The sequence below is a fragment of the Limisalsivibrio acetivorans genome, from assembly GCF_000421105.1.
In the GTDB taxonomy this organism is placed as follows: Bacteria; Chrysiogenota; Deferribacteres; order Deferribacterales; family Geovibrionaceae; genus Limisalsivibrio; species Limisalsivibrio acetivorans.
Genome location: NZ_ATWF01000001.1, coordinates 1,463,289 through 1,480,459 on the forward strand (window position 1 = coordinate 1,463,289; position 17,171 = coordinate 1,480,459).

The window sequence follows — 17,171 nt, forward strand, 5'->3', positions numbered from 1 at the left end:
GAGGGGGAGCTGATGCTCCCCCGTTCTTTTGATCAGTAATCTATTCCGGCGGGCATAATGCTTTCGGGGTCGTGGCTGTGGCAGGGCGTAACACCGTAGGTCATCCCGCACCCGGGGCATACTCCCTCATAGGTCTGCATAGTAAAACTCTCCTCACAGTTGGAGCAGTATTTCTCCACAGGCTCCATAGGCATTACATTGAATCCCATCATCCTTATTTTATCCACAACCTGCTTGCCGTTATCGAATCTTCCTGAACATCCGTCATGCATGGCATATCCTCCTTTCTTGTACTAGGATAAATGTACAGCACCGGGGAGATCTTTTACTTGATTCCGGTCAATTTTGGTATTCTTTCATAATAAAACAAACGAGCCTGTTTTGTTTTTTTCAACATTTCCCTATACTAATGACTGGTGTTGGTAGTAACATTGGTAATGTGTGAGTGTATATTTTCAACCCTGTCCGGCTGGACGGGGGTATACAATAAACCCCAAAAATTCTAAACGGAGGTAAGCTTTGAAAAGACTGCTTCCCCTGTATATCAACAGGTTAAGCCCGTGCTACAGCCGTGATCATCTCGGCAACCACGGATGCTACGCCCGCAACGACATCCCCCGCTTCCTCTTCCTAACAAAGCTTGGAAGATTCGAGGAAGCCTTCTATGTCCTGAAGGAGACAAACCCCTTCAGCAGCGGATGCGGCCGCTTCTGCGATCACCCCTGCGAAACGGCATGTAACAGAACCAAGTTCGGCGAGTCTGTGGACATCAAAGCCCTGGAACGATTCATCAGCGACTGGGGATACTCCGCAGGGCTCAGCCCCAAGATGCTCTCACCCCACAACGGCAAACAGGTTGCTGTTATCGGTTCCGGGCCCGGAGGACTATCTGCGGCCTATTTCCTCGCAAGGTGCGGCTACAAAGTGGATGTTTTCGAGAAGCACAGCAAACCCGGAGGGCTCCTAACCGAAGGGATCCCCGCCTACCGCTACCCGAGGGAGATATTCGAGAAAGAGCTTGAGTTCATTAAGAAAACAGGCGTAAACATACACCTTAATTCACTAATAAATAAGGATTCCTTCCGCAACCTCACCTCTGAGTATGATGCTGTGATAGTCGCCACCGGTGCCCATAAGCCCGGTGAAATCAACATACAAGGGGAAACCCTCCCCGGTGTCGAGAATGGTGTGGAGTTCCTCCGCAAGCTCAACTTCGGTAAAGAGGATGAGCTTAACATCAAAGAGGGCGAACGCATCGGTGTAATCGGCGGCGGCTACACAGCCATGGATGTTGTGCGCTGTTCTGTACGCCTCGGCGCAAAGGCGCAGATGGTATACAGGCGAACCGCCGAAGAGATGACCGCCCACGATGGTGAGGTTGAGGAGACTGCCAGAGAGGGTGTCCAGTTCAGCTTCCTCCGCCAGCCCCTGCGCATCGAAAAGAACAAGGATACCTTCAAGCTCGTAACTCAGGTAATGAAGCTGGGTCCTGTGGATGAAAGCGGCCGCTCAAAGCCCGTTCCCGTCCACGGAGAAACCGAGGAGTTCGAGTTTGATCGCATAGTCCTCGCCATCGGCGATAAGCCGGACCTCTTCTTCGTAGGCGAAAGCTTCACAGTGGACTTCCCCCGTATGATATGCCCCGATCTCCCCGAAGACATAAGGGACCGGATATTCATAACGGGTGATGCCGCCATGGGCTCCACGGAGAATACGGGCATGGTTGTCCGTGTGGTGGGCCTTGCCCAGGATACCGCCAAAAGCGTTAGAGGCTTCCTCGGTGAAAGGTTCGAAGAGGAAAAGCCCAGAGATATTGCATACTACAGGGATCTCAATACAAAGTACTTCCAAAAGGAGGCGAGACTAGTTGAGGAAACCCTCCCCTTTGAAGAGCGTGAGGGGAACTTCAAGGAGATCGTCAAAACCATGGATGATGATATGGCCGTTCTTATGGCGGGCAGATGCTTTAACTGCGGTATTTGCATCCAGTGCGACTGGTGCTGGTACTACTCCGACGGCTCCATAGTTAAACTGAACAAAAACTGGAAGCCGGATATGGATGAGTTCTTCTACATGTTTCTGGATGACGACATTAAAGATGCCACCTTCAAGAGCGTCGAAGCCTGCCCAAGGGCAGCACTCAGCATACACGCCGAAGGCTCCAGATGGGACAGCTTAAGAAAGTCCCAGTACATCCAGAGCGAAAGCCTTGAAGGGAGGAACAAATGATGCTGAATGACAGAACATCCCGTTCAGGGGATTTAGGCGTATACGAGTTTTCCGGCGGCGAAGAGGGGCTTGCCCAGGGGGCTTGCGGCCTTCTGGCTGTGGCTGGTGATTTCAGCCTTGAGGCCCTTCTCAGAGCGGCAAGATGCCTGCAGTACAGAGGGCGTGCCGGAGCCGGAGTAACACTCAAAAGCCTTTACAAGGACACCAGTTTCTACAACTTCCACATCATGTTCCGCTCCAAGGACAGGATCGCAGAGCTTGAGGAGGTTATCAACAGCTGGGGTGTGCGCATCCTCGACAAGGAGGATATGGTCCAGCGCAAGTTCTACTACGAATACGACCTCCCCGTTATCATGCACTATTCCGTTGTACCCCCCTCCAGAGACGAAATGATGTACCGTGAGCGGATGGAGGATGAGAACACATATATGGTAACCATGGTGAGCCGCTTCAACAGGGCGTTCAAGGATGATGCGAGGATCTTCTCAAGCTCCAAGAACAACGCAACATTCCTCACCGCCTTCGAGCTTGAAGACACCATAAACATATACAATCTGAACAAATATGAGGACCACTTCTACGATGCCTGCCTGATCCACCTCCGCTGGCCCACAAGTGCCGGCAGAGGCCTTTGGTGGGGACCCCAGCCCATATCCCTCGGCGAGATAGCCGGTGTTCACAACGGACACCTTTCAAGCGACATGGCAAACGCCCGTGCCCTTGAACAGCTGGACATACCGCTTCATGTGGGAACAGATTCCGAGGCGATCTTCCTGCAAACTGGCTACCTACTCAGAGCGGGCTACACGCTTCAAGAGATAGAATGGATACTCTGCCGCAGATTCCCCGAGGAGGAGGCATCCATGCCCCTTGAGGAGCTTGAGCGGTACAAAAGGATAACAAACCACCCGATCCTCAACAAGATGAAGATAAGCGGCCCCGCCACCGCCATCAGTATGGTGGATGACGTGGTCATAGGCTATACGGACAGGGACCACCTCCGCTCCTTCAGCATAGGCACCAACGAAAAGGTAGCCCTGCTGGGAAGCGAGCAGAGGGCTGTTATCAGTGCGGCATACTTCATGAACGAAGAGCTTACCATGTACGACCCGGAGGCGGGCAAGATAGTCGCCTTCGAGGTTAAGGACAAGGAAGTTGAATGCCTCAGTTACGGCTGGAGGAACAATGGCTGATATAGTTAGACATAAAAACAACGTCGTAACAAGACGTTCCATAAAATACACCGAACCGGACAAAACGGGGATCTACGCCCAGGGTGCAAAATACTGGGTTGAAGTAACCGATGAACTCACAGAGCCGGGGCGTGGATGTGTTCACTGCGCAACATGCGTGGATGCCTGCACCCACAACCTCGCCAAACCCGAATCACCCACAGGCGTATTCTCCATGGAGGTTCGCTATCTGGACGAGGAGGGGAACCGTGTGAACATGGAGGCGGGGGACAGCGTTGCATTCATGGAGAAGATCCTCTGGATCAACCCCGATGAGTGCTGTAACTGCAAGCGATGTGTGAAGATGTGTCCCCAGCGTGCCATCAAGGTATACGAAAACCCTGACTACAACGATGTAGGGGTGAAGCTCACAGGCTCCGGTGTGATAAACGATATCATCAACAGGGCAAGCAATAAATCCACCGTATCGAGTGCTCACCTCGGTGCAACCCAATCCAAGATGGACAACGACTGGCTCATCGATGCGGCGGAGATCCTCTCACCCCAGCGTGACCACCTCCACGAGTTCGCCGGCCAGATTCGCCGTATGACGCTCGGCAAGAGAAACGCACGCTTCGAGTGCGACACGCCCATATTCGATGTGCACCAAAGCTACGGCTCCAACAGCCACGAGGCGATCCTCGCCCGTATGATGGCCAGTATCAAGCTGGGGCGTCCATTCTTCACAGGTGAGGGATACGTCCATCCCGATATGATGCCCGCCGCAAAATACTGCATCCTGCAGTTCGGCTCCGGAGGCTACGGCCCATGGCTGGAGCTGGACAAGTTCGCCGGAGTATCGATGAAGTACGGTCAGGATGCCAAGAAGGGTAAAGGGGGCAGGCTTCAGGACAAGAAGAACGATTACGAGATCGCCCTGCTCCGCTGTGTCGAGGCGCTTCGCCACCTTACAGCACCAAACCCCCAGCATCTCCAGTATTCCATCGAAGAACTCCCCATGCGTGTGGAGTCCCTCCGCTGTCTCCTTGGTGACGACAAGCTGATCGGTGCGGATGTATACGGAACGGCTTGGAACTTCCCCGAGATTGCCGTGGCCCTTGCAAAGGCAGGCTTCGACTACATAACCGTTAAGGCGGGGGACGGCTCCACCGGTGCGGCACACATGGTGGATATGCAGAACAGAGGACTCAATATCATATACCTCACACACATGGCGGACTACGCCCTTAGGCGTGAAGGTCTTCGAGAGCAAGTATCCATCATAGCCGAAGGGGGCGTTATGAACAGCTTCCACGCCTTCCTGACCATGCTCGCAGGTGCAGACTTTGTCGGAATGGGAATGCGTCATCTTCACGTACTTGGCTGTACCCTCTGCCGCAGATGCCATACGGGTCAGTGCGCATGGGGGATCACCTCCCGTAAGTACGGCCACCGCATAGAGCCGGAAACGGCCAGCGACAGCATGGCAAACCTTGTGGAATCCTTCCATGAGGATATGGAGGGACTCGCCGCAGGGCTCGGGATGACAACCCATGCGGATGTCGTCGGCGCAAGACGTTTCCGTTACCATGGAAGCGATCCACTCCTGTTCCAGACCTTCGGCCACGGGGAGTTCGATAAACAGGTGCCGAACTTCAAACAGACCGAGATGAACAATAAGCTCTTCCGCTCCGAAAAGGAAGTTGCAGAGGAACGCAGCGATAAATTCGAGGAGATCCTCTCAAATATCAAGGATGAGGAACTAACCATAGATATTGGCTTTGACCAGATAGAGAGCCTCGAGCTGAACTATATCATGAAAGAGGCTGTGCGAAGGGGCGTTAAGCGGTTCTTCCTCGACAACGTTATGGGTCAGCGTGTTATCGGAACCGGTATCGAGTGCGAGGAAATCACCGTGAGGGGACTCGCCGGAAACCACTGCTTCGGCTTCGTCCACGATGTTAAGATAAACGTGATACCAAACCATTCCACGAAGACCACCGTACCGGCAAATGCACAGGTGGGCGTTGCCAACACGTCAAACCCGTCAGAGATAAACATCGCCGGAGACGTGAGCGACCTTTTCGCCGCATACTCAGTGAGCGGTGTTTTCCGTGTGGCAAAGAGCGGCGGTGTGCGTAACCTACTTCTCATGAAAGCGGGGCTCCCCGATGAATGGAAGAATATAGATGTGGACCGTTTCGTAAACGCCGAGAAGGACGAGGTTCTCGCCGAGATTGTACGCAGGTATCAGAAACGTAAATCACTCAGAAACAAAATGAAGTGGCAGCAATTCCTCAAGATGTACGAGGAGAAACTCCTCAAGCGTACACCACCCGTCGCCATCTATGGCGTGGGCTCCGAAAGGAGGATGGGCGACTACTTCATGGAATACGCCCAAGGGGGCATAGGGATAATCCTGAACATCGCCAATAAGCAAAACCCCATAGGATACTACGTCTGCTCCGGCATGACAGCAGGAGCAGCCTATATAAGAGGTGAGCTAAGTGATGAACAGCTCGGTGTGGGGGTCCGCAAGATCGACTATCTCACGAGCGAAGACAGGGTGTTCCTACAAAAACATATCGATGACTATATAGCACAGTTCAAGGATGTGGATATCGATCAGCGTTTCAATAAGGCACTCAAAGAGTTCATTGAAGCGTATGAAAGCAACCCGGAGAAGATATTCTCCACCTTCTCAAAGATAATACCAAAGGCGACGGTCGCCGCGGTATCAAACGAATAAGATTCAATACAGCCCCCTGAGAACAGGGGGCTTTTTACGTTAAATAGTTCTTTATTTGTTCAAGAAGGATTGCGATCTCTTTAATGTCCACAGATACATAACCCATTGCCCTGTCAAAGATATTTGATATAATTGGAGATGCTATCACACTTAATATTTGATTAGTATCATTATTTACGATAATAGGACTATACTAGGTGCAAATGTTGCTGTAGCAGTAACAGTTGCTACAGCGGTTGCAATTGGATTATTTGCACAAGTCTCACAAGACCAGTCTCCAGAACTTGTTTTAACAGCTGATATTCCACCCTCTCGATCTGAAACAAACTCAGTTTCTAGCATTGAACCCATCGTCACCAAATCATCATGCATAGTATAACCTACCAACTGAACTTCTCACAAAGATGACAGTAACCTATCAATCTTTCTTTCTGCTCTCTATCTTTTCCTTAACAAGATTTCTAATATTCACTGCAGGTAGTAGCCGCATATCAGGAGGAAATGCTGAAAGTCTCTCATAGACTATACCTCTAAGAAGGCCGTAAATTATCGACAGACCACTGAGTATCAGATACTTCTTCTGCTCATCTTCCTCAAGATCTTCATCAACATCAAAGAATCCAGCGCAAACAATTCTCCCCTTAACATGTCCGGTTTCCTTGTCGCCGTTTATAACAAGACGAACCTCCAGTCCGTGCTCTATTTCATCGTTCACTTCACGGCTAATTACAGAATAATCCACATCAACATTAATACCGACATTCTCAGACCTGACATTAAAGCTGAAATCGGATTCCACCACAAAAAAATCTGTAATGGATATTGGCGTTTTATACACACTCCACCTCTGGCTCTGTATCCAGAATATGCGACTCGTCTGTATCTTCGTAATAATATTTGATATCTACGACATTGTTTTTTCTGCTGGAGATATCCAAGTTTTTAAGCTTGATACCCATATGGATATCAAGGGCTACTGCAACTTTGGCAATGGTTTTAAGAGAAATATTGTCTCCGCCGAATATCTTGGTTACGTATGCAGGGCTTACTTCCATTTTCTCTGCAAGGATTTTCTTAGTGTAACCTTTGCTCTCCATAAGCTCCTTGAGTGCGGTCGAAACCTGAAGCTTAACCATATCTGTCTGAATATCTATCTTAGTCTCTTTATCGTAACCTTTGTAATAGTCTTCTAAAATCATCTTCTGTCTCCTCGCATAGCCTGCAAGCCCGCTTTATACTCTCACTCTTCGATTTGCTCGAATTGGCCTGAACCTTCCAGAAAGATAAAATAAGCCAACACCCGTTAACTGACAGTGCCCCAGCTCTAAATGGCTTTGATTTAAGCTCAAACGCCTTTCCACCAAGATGTTCTATCTTTTCTGGATGGTTAATCCTTCTTCCACATCCCAGTAAATTAAAAAGGGCAATATACTTTCTCAGCACTTTGCCTGGACTGCTAATATCAAATACTTCATTAGTAATATCATTAAACTCTGATATGCCTTGTTCCGTTATGTAGACCCTCTCATTTATCTGATAAAAGTTTTGTCCGCCAACCTTATGTCCTTTCACAAACCACCGCTTAACTTATAAGTAAAATACGCACTGTGCGTACTTCTGTCAACAACTATCATCATCACAATACGAAACCTATTCACATTAGGCATAGTATCACAACAGGGATTTTTTGCCAAATATAGTGACTTATTTCGAATGTGATTCTGTGAAAAAATATAACTAAGGGGAAATTTTTAGGGAAAACTTTCCCCTTAGAATCCCCTTAAAAACCCATTTTGAAGATAATTATCAAGGTTGAAGCGAATAAAGCCAACATGGATGTTGGCCCTGAAGGCGAAGCTGAATTGGGCTCTGCTCAATTCACGAAGCCGGAAGTACGAGAGGGCAAAGTTTCTTTGCCCGAACAACAATGGAATTTCCATGGACGGGAAATTCCATAGATTAAATCAGCCAGGGAAATTCTCAGGATGATGAATTTCCCAGATTAATATAGAAAATCGCAGGGAACTTTTTAGGGAACAAAGTTCCCCGCACCCCTCAAAAACCCCTTTATCCGTCTGAATAATTTTCCATCCATGGAAATTTTTCTGCCGTTCGAAGAAAGTAATTTCCTTTACGCTCAAGAGAAAACAACGTAAGACGTGAAAAAGGTATTTCATTAACCGGAAGACTAGTAGTCCACAACCAGTTTTGTCACAAACGCTCTTAATCCTCCCCGAATGTTTTACAGCCGAATAAGCTCTTTTGGAACCGCCCGGAAGTTTTGGCCGTACGTGACAGATGTGTTAATCCTAAATATTGAATACTGGAATGCATGAGGTGCGTTTACACTCCTCAGCATCAGCAAAACTTCAGGTGGAAAAAGAGTGAAATGAGGGTACCGCCATCAATTACGAATTTATGATAATAAATGAGTAACTATGGGGGCTGGAAAACCCTGAGGGAAAGGTTTTGCATACTTTTGCGCCAAAAGTATGTGGCGCACAAGCGCAATACAAATATATTAGTGCCTATTTTCTAATGTGTTCTGTGAAAAAATATAACTAAGGGGAAATTTTTAGGGAAAACTTTCCCCTTAGAATCCCCTCAAAAACCCATTCTGAGGGAAATATTAAGGTTGCTACTCAACAGGCTTCCAGGGATGGAAGCCCTGAAGTGAAGAATATGGAGCTATGCTTCATATTCTGTAACGGAAGTAAGCGGAGCGAAGGCTTTGCCAGGTGTAGCGGCAGGGAAATTCTCAGGATGATGAATTTCCCAGATTAGTTTAAGGGAAAACTTTCCCCTAGAATCTCAACCCTCCCCTCTTAGCTTCCGTAAAGACCGAGACGCATCATCTCTTTAAAGATGCACTTATCCATAACGAAGGGTACATCGGCGTATTCGGCCATCTTCTTTGCCTCTTCGCTCTTCACCTCTTCCTGGAGCCAGATAAACCCTGCGCCCTTTTCGATAGCGGAGCGTGTTATATCCGGCGCATGCTCGCTTCTGCGGAAAACATCAACTATATCAGGGGTTACGGGAACTTCGGCGATGGAGTCATAAGCCTTAACGCCAAGCACCGTTTCCTCGACAGGGTTAACGGGGTAGCAGTCGTAACCGTTCTTCATGAGGTATTTCATAATACCGTTGCTGGCCCTGTCTTCTTTGTTAGAAGCACCAACAATAACAACGGTTTTCGCATTTGTAAGCAGTTCTTTTAATCTATCATCTGTGAGATTTCCCATGACAGCCTCCGTTAATATTCTTATATTATAATGTAACAGGAGGACATCAATGTTACAAGGTCTGTACAGCGCATCCACAGCGATAAACGCATATCAGAAAGTACAGAGTGTTACGGCAAACAACATCGCCAACGTGAACACGGGCGGATTCCAGGCCGGCAGGACTACTCTGGCCGATCTCCCCACAGGCGGAGTGCGCGTTAATTCCGTTGTAACAGATGACACCCCCGGCTACCTCATGAACACCAACCGCCCCCTCGACATCGCCATAGACGGTCCAGGATATTTCCGTGTGGAGAACGATTCAGGGCAGGACCTTACAAGGTCCGGCAGTTTCCGTATGGATGAAGAGGGGAACCTTGTGGATCCCGGCGGAAGCGTTCTCGCCTACGACATAGGCCCTGCTGATAGGGTAGAGATCGATAACGAAGGGAACATCTTTGCAGACGGAGATCTGAAAGGACAGGTAGAGATCGTGGATCGTTTCGGCGAACCGGTGGATAACCGTCAGTATGAGTTAAGAACCGGAATGCTTGAGGCCTCCAATGTAGATATGGCAAGGGAGATCGTGGACAGCGTGATAACCCTTGGCGGTTATAAATCAAACATCACCATGGCTCAGTCCAACGACGAGATGCTCGGAACCATCATAAACATGGTTGGCTAGTAGAAGAGACATCCCCGACAGCCGTTGTATTGCGACTCGGGAAGAATATCGATCTCTTTGTCGACCATATCCGAAAGCATACTGAACAGTGCCCCATTTGCCGCAACACCCCCGGCTGCATAAATCCTTGGGGCACGGAATCTTTTGATCAAAGGTAGAAGCCGTCTGGCGATGGACTCGTTCACCCCCGCCCCAATCTCTTCTGTAGTGCACCCTTCGGCAATCTTTCCGATAATCTCGCTCTCGGAGAATATGGCACATGTGGAGCTGAGTTTCACAGGTTTATCCTTCATAGCGGAAAGCTCATCCAGCGAAACATGCAGTATACTGCATGCGTTCTCCAAAAACCTCCCTGTGCTTGCGGCGCATTTATCGTTCATTACGAAATCTTCGATATAGCCGTCTTTTACATATATAACCTTGCTGTCCTGCCCCCCAACGTCAACGAGTATGAAGTCACTCTCACCCGTAGCTTCAAGCGCACCACGGAAATGCGCCTTTATCTCGGATATAACATTAGCGTTGGCAAAGCTCATCAGGTTGCGTCCGTATCCCGTTGCGGTTATAGCGGTATCATCCGGTAGTCCGGCGGCGGCAAGCTCTATGTACAGCTCCCCCCCCCTCCGCTTGACAAAACTGCGGTAGAACTCCGCCGTATCCCAGCGCAAAAGCTTAACATGCTCATCCCTGAGAACAGCCGCCTTAACGTAACGGCTCCCGAGATCTATCCCGACCCTAGACATGCTTCGCCTCGAGCATCTCAAGGAACGATTCCACCCTGATACGTGTACGGCTGTCTATCCCGCCGGGACCATCCCCTTCAACGGTAAGAACGGGGACATCGAGGTGCTTTCTCATTGTTATATCCTGCATCTGACGGTAGCAGAAGGACTGAACATAGTGGATAAGGCCGTGTATCTTGCGTTCCTCCACCTGTTTCTGTATATCCTCAAGGCGAGTGAATACATCATAGGGGTATGTATATTCGGCGTATCTCGCTATGTAGTCGGGGTTTGTGGAGGGTATGGAGAACTGTCGCTGAATCTCGTTGAAAACAACCTGTGCTCCCCTCTCCTCAAGGAATGCGTATATATCATCAAAGATGGTGGGAACACCGAGCACCCCAATACGAATGCTGTTTGTGGAGGGCTCACGCCCCCTCGCATCGTACAAAAGCGCATCAAGCTCCTTTTCGTAGGTATCGATATCGCCGTTGAAATCTGTGGAGCTGACAAGGGTTATATGGTTCTCAAAGCCGGTAACCCTCCCTTCCACGGTAAGCCTGTCCAGCTCGCGCAGTTTGGAGCGAACCCTGTCGGTGCGCTTTACGGACTCCATGGCCACCCCAACGGTGGTTCCGAGTGAGCTGGCCAGCCCTTCAAACTCGTTTTTCAGAAAGCTGAGACGGTCCGATTTGCCAAAGGGGTACGCAAAGCTGTGTACAGGTATCCCCTGCTCCATGAAGAGCTCTGCAAGTGCGTGGGAGTTGCTGCAGTCACCCTCGGTTACGGCGATAACTTCGTCAACGGCACCTCGCACAACGGCGGTGTAGATCCCCTTAATCCATGCGCAGATATTGCGGGGAAGCCCCTCACTTTCGGCGAAATCGATATATTCCGACGGATTTTCCGACGTTATAAAGACGTTATTCAGATCACAGGGAGCACCGCCGGAGGCCATGACAAGCTCAACGGGGATTGTTGTGGTGAAGCCGATTCTTTTCATGAAATGCTGAAGTCGATATACCTGCGGACCTCGTTATGAAGCCCCCTGCGGTTACGGAAGATGATGCCGTTTTCCTCGAACATCTTATCCATCTCGGAGAAATCCACTATATCATAGATCTCATCGGTCATATCATCCCGAACACGGTACACCTTTGATACCTCATTGCTTTTTTCGATTATGCAGTCCATCTCCTTCCTCTTTTTAGGAAGGAAGACGCTGCACTCCTCACCATTGATCTCAAACTTGACCTCATCCCAGGTCATATCCTCTCGAACAAGCATCCATCTAGGTTTCAATTAATACTCTCCTGATTATTAAATGCGGATATTAGCATAATATGAACATAATTGGCAAAAAACCACCATAAAGAAAAAATACATATATTTATTTAGTAGTAGGATACAGTTGTGCTATTATTAATTGTCGGAGGATATTTTGCCAAGCGAGTCATTCCTTAAAACACTTTTCGATGAAATCAATGAGGCGTTCGTCGTTTTCGATGATAACGGCCATATAAAACTGCTGAACCCTGCATTCACCAAGCTGACCGGTTACACAAAGGAAGAGATGAACGAAAACGGCGGCTTCCTGAAAGGGGGGATGCTGGGTGCTAGCTTCTATGAAGAGCTTTGGGGTGAACTAAGGGAAAAGGGACACTGGCGGGGTGAACTATGGGATGAGGACAAGGGGGGCGGAATATTTCCAAAAACCCTCGCCGTGACAAGGGTAGACAAGGAGCTCTACGCCGGTATCTTTTTCGACCTTTCCAAGGTACTCGAAAGCGAGGATCAGCTTCGACATCTTGCATATTACGACAGCCTCACAGGACTGCCGAACCGGACACTCTTCCGTGAAAGGCTTAACCAGAGTATACTTTACGCCTCCAGAAACACATCCACCCTCGGAATAATTATGCTCGATCTGGACAACTTCAAGTATATTAACGACACCTTAGGGCACACCGCCGGCGATGAGCTACTGAAAAAGGCAGCTTCCAGATTACACTCATGCATCAGAAAGAGCGATACGGCGGCAAGACTGAGCGGGGATGAGTTCGGCTTCATAATCACGAATCTGAACAGCCCTGATCACATCAATAAAGTTGCGAATAATATAATATCCTGTTTGTCCAACCCTTTCCGAGTACACGATACAGACATTATCGTTACTGCAAGCCTTGGTGTAACGCTGTATCCAGAGGACGGCGATTCATCCGAAAGCCTTATGCGGAAGACCGATTCCGCCGTTTACCATGCAAAAAGTGAGGGGAGAAACAACTTCCAGTTCTTCTCGAAGCACATGAGTGAACGCTCTAAGGAACGGCTTGAGGTAGAAAGCGGTCTGCGCAAAGCTCTGATGGAAAACGAGTTCATACTGTATTATCAGCCCAAAATCGATATAAAGACGGGGAGTATGGCATCTGCGGAGGTGCTTGTCCGCTGGGAGAACCCTGATCTGGGAATAGTTTCACCCGGCAGGTTCATACCCGTTGCCGAAGAGACGGGGCTCATAGTGGGTATTGGCGACTGGGTGCTGAAAACCGCCTGCGAGCAGAGCATTATCTGGCAGGAACAGGGTTTCGAGCCCATAAAAGTATCCGTAAATGCCTCCGCCAGGCAGTTTATGGATCGAAAGTTCTACTGGCACATCCACAACACCCTGACCGAAACAGGACTCCCTCCTGAGCTCCTTGAGATAGAGGTAACGGAGAGCACGCTCGCCCAGAACATCGATCTCACCATCGAAACATTGCGCCTCATTTCGGATCTCGGCGTTACGATAGCCCTTGATGACTTCGGGACTGGGTACTCATCCCTCAGCTACCTCAAACGGATGCCCATCGAGACGCTTAAGATCGACAGGGAGTTCGTTAAAAACATCCCCGGCGACAGCGAAAACGAAGCCATCGCCGAAGCCGTTATGGCGATGGGAAAAAGCCTGCAAATGAGGGTTGTGGCCGAAGGTGTGGAAACGGCGGAACAGCTCCGGTTTCTTATGGAGAGGGGGTGTTCTGAAGTTCAGGGATACTTCTTCAGCAAACCCCTCCCCATATCCCATTTCACAGAGCTTCTAAGATACGGAAGGGATTTCAGCTGTATGATTCAACCCTGACGAAGCTTCTTCTTTTCTCTGTATACCTTTGAAAAGTCTTCAATATCTTTCAGTATAGCGATATTGTACCGATCGGAGAACTCCTCCGCCTCCTTAACTCCCATAACAACATCAAAGAGATCGTTGTCTAGAATACCCTCAAGGAGTTCGTTAAGCTCTATCATCTCCTTTTCGCCGTAATGTTCGGGGAGGTTGTTCTGAACAAATTCACGAAGAACAAGCTCGTTCTCGAGCATCGCCCTTCTTGCCGCCTGGAAAACAGCTTTTTTATAGAGGGGTGTATCTTTCATCTTTTTTGCACCTCAGCAGTTAATCACAAGAATTATCAAAGCTGGAGGGATTATACAGCCTTAAACCATTATTTTTCCAGAAAAATCATGCACGGAGGTGTCTTTTAATTGTTTCGTACAGTGTTTCAACGCTTACGGGCTTTGCAATGTAATCATCCATACCTGCGTCTATAAACCGCTCTCTGTCGCCGCTTATGGCATTCGCCGTAAGGGCTATCACCGGGACGTGATCCCTGCCCGTATCTACCTCGTACTGCTTTATCATCTTAGTCGCCTCAATACCGCTGAGCTTGGGCATGTTTATATCCATAATAACCATTACAAAGTCGTTTTCCTTGAATTTGCTGAGCGCCTCGTAGCCGTTATCTGCTGTTTCCGTCTCAAAACCAAGCTCCCGGAGAAGCAGGCTTATCATCCTCGCATTAACGGGATTATCCTCCGCCACTAGAGCCGTCCCGCTGAACGTTCCCCTGCGCTTCTTTTCATCTCCAGTGACAGACTCCACATAGTCCTCATCCTCCAGCATGCTCACTGCAATATATATCGTCTCATAAACAGCTGAGAGCCCCAAGGGCTGATAAACTATGGAGGATGCTCTGTCCTGGAGCTCCTTCGCCTCATGTCTCTCATTAACGTTCATCACCATAACAAAGGGAACGGCTTCATGGGTACGCCTGCTGCTGAGGAAGCGGTCCTTTGTTTCGGGGTTGTAGACGTAGTAGATAACATCCAGAAAGGCAAGCTTCTCAAGGTCGGAGATGGAGGAGAAGAAGGTCACCTCGTTGCCGAGCTCACTGCAGTAGCGCATGAGGAGTGCTTCTGTGGACTCGGGTTCTCCAAGCTCATCGCTGACATAGATAGCAGCGTAGCAGTCACTTACCCTTTCCGTATCTATGACCCCTTTGCTGTCGCACACGGGGAAATCAAGCTCAAAGAAGAATGTTGAGCCGCTTCTCTCCATGGATATATAGTCAAGCTCTCCCCCCATAAGGCGCACAAGGCCGGAGGATATACCAAGACCCAGACCGCCAATCTCTTCGAATTTGTTCACGAAGTCCGTAGCGCTGGAGCTGAGGACATCGTTTATCTCTCTCTGCTTCTCGGGTGATATACCGAGACCGTTGTCCTTTATTTCGAAACGTACCCTGACGCTGTCCCCTGACTCTCCTGAACTGGTGATATCGAGGTAGACTATCCCTTTATCCCTGTTATAGAGCACGGCGTTCTCCACAAGGTTCGAGAGTACCTGATTAAGGCGGAGTATGTCACCCTCAAGCTCCTTGGGGAGGGATGGATCAACATACAGGATAAAGCTCATCCCCCTGTCATAGGCCATGGCGGAGAAAAGTTCGCTTATGGATTCGAAGGCGGACAACGTCTTGAAAGGAGCTCTGTTTACCTCAAGGCCGCCCTGCTCCATCTTTGAAAAGTCTAGGAGGTCGTCCACAACACCTGCGAGGTTTTTAGAACTCCCCTTGATTATATTCATATACTTGCGTTGCACTTCATCAAGGTTGGTCTGTTCCAGAAGCTCCAAAAAGCCCACAACACCGTTAAGGGGGGTTCGTATCTCATGGCTCAGATGGCCAAGAAGCCCGCTTTTCGCCCTGGAAGCCCTCTTCGCCTCCTCAAGGGCTACTGTGACCTCCTCATCCTTCCTTTTAAGCTGGGATGCCATCATGTTTGCATACCCTGCAAGGCTCCGAAAATCATCGTAACGGAGTTTATCAGCATCCATCTGCACATGCTCCACAGCCGCCCTTTCAAAGAAATCTGCAAAAGCTGCAAACTCCCTCTCAAGACGCATGGCGTTGAACCTTGTAAAGATAAGGGTTAGGACAGATACACCGGCAAAGGCGAAGATAAAGATAAGCATAAGATCCCGCATATTCTGCCGAAGCTCTGCACGTCCATCATCAATAACCTTGCGCATATCATCAACGTACAGTGCTGAGCCGATAACCCAGTCCCACGGGGCGTAGTATATATTATAGCTTGCCATGGAGAGCAGGTTTTCCTCACCAGTTCTCTTCCAGTTAAATCCGTAAAACCCTTCATGTTCACTTACGGCATAGCGGAGTATCCCCTCAAAGGCCTTGGCTGCAACCTCATCCTCAAGGTCATAGCAGTTTCGTCCTATATAGGAGGTGTCCGTATGGGTCATAATTCCGCAGTCCCCAGCTATTATGTAATAGAAGCTGTTCTCTTCGGCCAGGAGGGAATCTATACGAAAGAGTGAGCTAACCTTAACATCACGCTCAATCTCATCGGGGTAACTCCCTGTGCCTATGATCCACCCAAGCGGTTCGAAAATCTTTATATAGCTGAGTTTTTTATAGCTAAAGTCGCTGAAACTGGGTTTCTTCCAATGATAGCTCACATAACCCTCACCCGTATCTTCGGCGAGTTCCGCCATCTCCTGAATGAAGAGCTTCCCCTGCATATCCTTGAGATCCCCAATGTTTCTCCCCTCAAGACCGGGGCTTACTGAATTAAAGACCGATTTCATCTCTTTATCAATAACAAAGAAATACCCCCTGCCCATACCGAACTTATAGTTACGGAATGTTTCGAGAATCTTACGTTCTATCTCTTCTCTAGGGAGTGTGTCTTTATATTTATTGTATATGGATGATGCGTAGGAGTAACCCTCAAGGAGCGTGCTTCGGACATCCTTCTTCATGTTGCTTTCGGCGATCCTGCGCTCATGCTCCAGGAAGGAGGCGATCTTCTCCGCCCTGTTGCGGACACGCTTCTTACCCTCTTTGAGAAGAAGGCTGTCTATCTTTACCGATTCGTCCTTAAACGTGTTGTACTGGTTCCAACCGAGCAGAACTCCAATGGTCAGCCCGAAAACGGCTATTATCAGAATTGTGCTCAGCAGTCCGGCACGGCTAAGGGTTGTGGGTTTTAAAAAATTCAATACGCACCTTTTATCCGCTGGGTCATAAAGATAAAGATATGTCTTTAATTATATAT

15 protein-coding genes are annotated in these 17,171 nt (G+C 48.9%); 5 read left to right on the plus strand and 10 right to left on the minus strand.

What is annotated here, in order from left to right; all coding sequences use genetic code 11:
• Positions 1-32 precede the first annotated feature (32 nt).
• The gene (locus K300_RS0106970) at positions 33-272 is read right to left on the minus strand and encodes a hypothetical protein (RefSeq protein WP_022850950.1); all 240 of its coding nucleotides are present in this window, start codon (positions 270-272) and stop codon (positions 33-35) included.
• Between the two features lie 247 nt (positions 273-519).
• Here K300_RS0106970 and K300_RS0106975 point away from each other — a divergent pair, with 247 nt between their 5' ends.
• The 3 genes from K300_RS0106975 to K300_RS0106985 are packed head-to-tail and all read left to right on the plus strand — an operon-like array spanning position 520 to position 6,150.
• Positions 520-2,229, plus strand: a complete 1,710-nt coding sequence (locus tag K300_RS0106975; protein ID WP_022850951.1) for an FAD-dependent oxidoreductase — start codon at positions 520-522, stop codon at positions 2,227-2,229.
• The gene (locus K300_RS0106980) at positions 2,226-3,422 is read left to right on the plus strand and encodes a class II glutamine amidotransferase domain-containing protein (protein ID WP_022850952.1); all 1,197 of its coding nucleotides are present in this window, start codon (positions 2,226-2,228) and stop codon (positions 3,420-3,422) included. The genes K300_RS0106975 and K300_RS0106980 overlap by 4 nt, the downstream gene beginning before the upstream one ends.
• A complete protein-coding gene (locus K300_RS0106985) occupies positions 3,415-6,150 on the plus strand; it encodes a glutamate synthase-related protein (RefSeq protein ID WP_022850953.1) in 2,736 nt (911 codons plus the stop codon). The genes K300_RS0106980 and K300_RS0106985 overlap by 8 nt, the downstream gene beginning before the upstream one ends.
• A gap of 418 nt (positions 6,151-6,568) precedes the next feature.
• Here K300_RS0106985 and K300_RS0106990 read toward each other — a convergent pair whose 3' ends face one another.
• From K300_RS0106990 to K300_RS0107005, 4 genes are all read right to left on the minus strand, one after another.
• A complete protein-coding gene (locus K300_RS0106990; RefSeq protein WP_022850954.1) occupies positions 6,569-6,988 on the minus strand; it encodes a hypothetical protein in 420 nt (139 codons plus the stop codon).
• Positions 6,981-7,349, minus strand: a complete 369-nt coding sequence (locus K300_RS14905; protein WP_022850955.1) for a helix-turn-helix domain-containing protein — start codon at positions 7,347-7,349, stop codon at positions 6,981-6,983. The genes K300_RS0106990 and K300_RS14905 overlap by 8 nt, the downstream gene beginning before the upstream one ends.
• On the minus strand, positions 7,315-7,722 hold the full coding sequence (locus K300_RS0107000; RefSeq protein WP_022850956.1) for a hypothetical protein: 408 nt from the start codon (positions 7,720-7,722) through the stop codon (positions 7,315-7,317). The genes K300_RS14905 and K300_RS0107000 overlap by 35 nt, the downstream gene beginning before the upstream one ends.
• A 1,253-nt stretch (positions 7,723-8,975) precedes the next feature.
• Positions 8,976-9,395 carry a CoA-binding protein gene (locus K300_RS0107005; protein WP_022850957.1) on the minus strand — a complete coding sequence of 140 codons (420 nt, stop codon included), beginning with the start codon at positions 9,393-9,395 and terminating at the stop codon, positions 8,976-8,978.
• Positions 9,396-9,444: 49 nt separating this feature from the next.
• On the opposite strand from K300_RS0107005, the gene K300_RS0107010 reads away from it, so the two are divergent.
• Positions 9,445-10,062, plus strand: a complete 618-nt coding sequence (locus K300_RS0107010; RefSeq protein ID WP_022850958.1) for a flagellar hook-basal body protein — start codon at positions 9,445-9,447, stop codon at positions 10,060-10,062.
• Here K300_RS0107010 and K300_RS0107015 read toward each other — a convergent pair.
• The 3 genes from K300_RS0107015 to K300_RS0107025 are packed head-to-tail and all read right to left on the minus strand — an operon-like array spanning position 10,059 to position 12,086.
• A complete protein-coding gene (locus K300_RS0107015; RefSeq protein WP_022850959.1) occupies positions 10,059-10,805 on the minus strand; it encodes an acyl-CoA dehydratase activase in 747 nt (248 codons plus the stop codon). The genes K300_RS0107010 and K300_RS0107015 overlap by 4 nt on opposite strands.
• Positions 10,798-11,787 (minus strand): 2-hydroxyacyl-CoA dehydratase family protein, encoded by a 990-nt coding sequence (locus K300_RS0107020; RefSeq protein WP_022850960.1) that lies wholly within the window; start codon positions 11,785-11,787, stop codon positions 10,798-10,800. The genes K300_RS0107015 and K300_RS0107020 overlap by 8 nt, the downstream gene beginning before the upstream one ends.
• Positions 11,784-12,086, minus strand: a complete 303-nt coding sequence (locus K300_RS0107025) for a hypothetical protein (RefSeq protein ID WP_022850961.1) — start codon at positions 12,084-12,086, stop codon at positions 11,784-11,786. Before K300_RS0107025 ends, K300_RS0107020 begins: the two co-directional genes overlap by 4 nt.
• Positions 12,087-12,225: 139 nt before the next feature.
• Between K300_RS0107025 and K300_RS14910 the strand changes: the two genes are divergently transcribed.
• On the plus strand, positions 12,226-13,902 hold the full coding sequence (locus K300_RS14910) for a putative bifunctional diguanylate cyclase/phosphodiesterase (protein ID WP_022850962.1): 1,677 nt from the start codon (positions 12,226-12,228) through the stop codon (positions 13,900-13,902).
• Here the strand turns inward: K300_RS14910 and K300_RS14915 are convergent.
• Both K300_RS14915 and K300_RS0107040 read right to left on the minus strand, forming a co-directional pair.
• Complete coding sequence (locus tag K300_RS14915) at positions 13,893-14,192, minus strand: FAD assembly factor SdhE (RefSeq protein ID WP_022850963.1); 300 nt, start codon at positions 14,190-14,192, stop codon at positions 13,893-13,895. The two genes, K300_RS14910 and K300_RS14915, sit on opposite strands and share 10 nt — an antisense overlap.
• An 85-nt stretch (positions 14,193-14,277) precedes the next feature.
• Positions 14,278-17,115, minus strand: a complete 2,838-nt coding sequence (locus K300_RS0107040; RefSeq protein ID WP_022850964.1) for a cache domain-containing protein — start codon at positions 17,113-17,115, stop codon at positions 14,278-14,280.
• Positions 17,116-17,171: the final 56 nt, after the last annotated feature.

Excerpts from the sequence above, each read along its gene's own strand:
- K300_RS14905 (WP_022850955.1), bottom strand. The coding sequence starts at position 7,349 with ATGATTTTAGAAGACTATTACAAAGGTTACGATAAAGAGACTAAGATA.
- K300_RS0106970 (WP_022850950.1), bottom strand. The coding sequence starts at position 272 with ATGCATGACGGATGTTCAGGAAGATTCGATAACGGCAAGCAGGTTGTG.
- K300_RS0106980 (WP_022850952.1), top strand. The coding sequence starts at position 2,226 with ATGATGCTGAATGACAGAACATCCCGTTCAGGGGATTTAGGCGTATAC.
- K300_RS0107015 (WP_022850959.1), bottom strand. The coding sequence starts at position 10,805 with ATGTCTAGGGTCGGGATAGATCTCGGGAGCCGTTACGTTAAGGCGGCT.
- K300_RS0107020 (WP_022850960.1), bottom strand. The coding sequence starts at position 11,787 with ATGAAAAGAATCGGCTTCACCACAACAATCCCCGTTGAGCTTGTCATG.
- K300_RS0107005 (WP_022850957.1), bottom strand. The coding sequence starts at position 9,395 with ATGGGAAATCTCACAGATGATAGATTAAAAGAACTGCTTACAAATGCG.
- K300_RS0106985 (WP_022850953.1), top strand. The coding sequence starts at position 3,415 with ATGGCTGATATAGTTAGACATAAAAACAACGTCGTAACAAGACGTTCC.
- K300_RS0107010 (WP_022850958.1), top strand. The coding sequence starts at position 9,445 with ATGTTACAAGGTCTGTACAGCGCATCCACAGCGATAAACGCATATCAG.
- K300_RS14915 (WP_022850963.1), bottom strand. The coding sequence starts at position 14,192 with ATGAAAGATACACCCCTCTATAAAAAAGCTGTTTTCCAGGCGGCAAGA.